At 36.8% G+C, this 2,091-nt stretch carries 1 protein-coding gene; it reads right to left on the bottom strand.

Annotated features, from left to right (window positions below; genetic code table 11):
- Positions 1–3: 3 nt before the first annotated feature.
- A complete protein-coding gene (locus tag AACY61_RS12865; RefSeq protein ID WP_339611983.1) occupies positions 4–2,022 on the bottom strand; it encodes a gliding motility-associated C-terminal domain-containing protein in 2,019 nt (672 codons plus the stop codon).
- Positions 2,023–2,091 lie beyond the last annotated feature (69 nt).

Consider the following 2,091-nt stretch of genomic DNA (forward strand, 5'->3'; position numbering starts at 1 on the left):
CATTTAATTTGAATCTCTGTTTATATAAATCCAACCTGTTTTTTGATTGCCATATTGGCTGTCTTCGGTTGAAAAATTGATAACATAAAAATACGTGCCTGTTGGTAATTCATCACCTTCATCTGTCTGTCCAAACCATTCATTTACATAGTTGTCTTGTTCAAAAACAATTCTTCCATGACGGTTAAATATCTGCAAACTTTCTATACCAGATCTGTTTGCTAAAAATTCAAGATCCAAATTATCATTCAATCCACCAGAACCACCTGGAGATAAGCCTTCAGAAATAATGCAGTTTAGAGATCTTGCTTCAATTTCTGCACTTCCTGTACAGTCGCCTTTAGTGATTAATACCGTATAAATATCTGCCATATTTGAAACAGTAGCAGGCAATGTTATGGTAATTGAGCTTGAAGACTGTCCTTCAATAACATCACCGTTTAAAAGCCATTGATAGCTTACTCCTTCTTCAGAAGTGTTGGCCGTAAGGGTTACTTGCTCAGTTGTACATCCTGTTATATCATCACCTAAAGTAACTTCAAGGTCACCTCTCGGTCCTACTATAACAGTAAATTCGGTTGAACATTCTCCAACAGTCACAACAACAGTATAATTACCAAAATCTATTGCTTCAATGATTGGATCTGTTTCCGGTAATACTTCTCCGTTAAAAGTCCAAACAAACGTAGCCGCTTCAACAGGAGCATTCGTTGGAGTAGCATCCAAAAGGACTTCACTTTCAAAACATGTTTCTAAATCACCTTCAAGATTTAAAATAGGTGACTCATTAAACTCTAAGTTGATTGAATCAGTAACTGTACAGTTTTCAAACGTTACTTCCAATGAATATGTTCCTGTAGAACTCACAGTTATAGTTGGTGAAGTTTCACCTGTACTCCACAAATAGGAAACCTCTGAGGGGTCTGCTCCTGTTATGGAGGGAATTATTTCAAAGGAAGAAACATCACAAAAAGACTGATCTGAGCCTAGGTCAAGAGATATCGCCCCATCAACTGTTACTGTCACAGTATCTGTTTCAACTATGATATCACCATTACACAAAGTATAGGTTGCTTGCGCTGTATAATCAGATGTCTGTGTTGGGCACACTTCTATTGTTGGAGTTGTGGCAATTTCAACACCATCGGCATCGAGCCACACAAAATCAACGTTAGATTCCCCACTTGGTGTAAATCTCCAGGCTTCCTGACTTGCAGACCAATCGCCTGTATTTCGATCAGGAGCAGCAAGACCTTGTGTTCCTCCTACATTTTGTAATCCAATAATAGCGTTTCCACTATTCCAGCTACAACCTGAAGTTCTTTCCTCCATATATACTTCAACCACATTCGTGGTTTCATAAATTACAATTTGAGAAGTCATTGATTGATTATTACAGCTAAAATAGGGGATACTTGGAAAGTTAACTACCAACGTTCTACAGGGTGCTTCTCCAAAAAACGCATAGTTGATTGTTCCAGAACCTCCTACTGATGGATCAATATCCATATAAGCCCCAAATATAGCTGCTGAAATCAAATTCGGATTAGGAACTGATTCACTAAAGGACCAATCACAAAAACCTCCGGGGTCATTATCAACTGTATCAAAAGTCATTACTCCATTAGAACCTATTAAGAATTCAGTATAGTTTTCACCATAAAAACAAAACTCAAAAGGTAGCGGGATTGTATTAGACCAAACATCATCAGTATTTACCGAAACTGGAGTTCCTCCTGTAAAAGGAAAGGGTGGATCATATGGAATTGAAGTTGCTTCATAGTCACTTGTCTCACCTGTATTTAAAAAAGACGCAGTTAATTCCGTACAAGAATCATCACAGTCTAATGTTACATCCGGTCCGGCATTCACATTAGGACAACCAGGCCCCTGGGCTTGTACCAAAACTCCTGAAAGAATTACAAACAAAAAAAGAATATTTTTGTTTGCTTTTGATTTTAAAGAAGTTACATTTTTTAAATTTTCAGCAAACTTAAAAAAGTCGCGTAATTGTTTTTTCATAATGTTAAGTCGTTTTGAAGTAGAAGCGACTAAATTAATAAAATAAAAACTATTAAGAAACTATTAACT

The sequence above is a fragment of the uncultured Planktosalinus sp. genome, from assembly GCF_963973675.1.
Lineage (GTDB): Bacteria > Bacteroidota > Bacteroidia > Flavobacteriales > Flavobacteriaceae > Planktosalinus.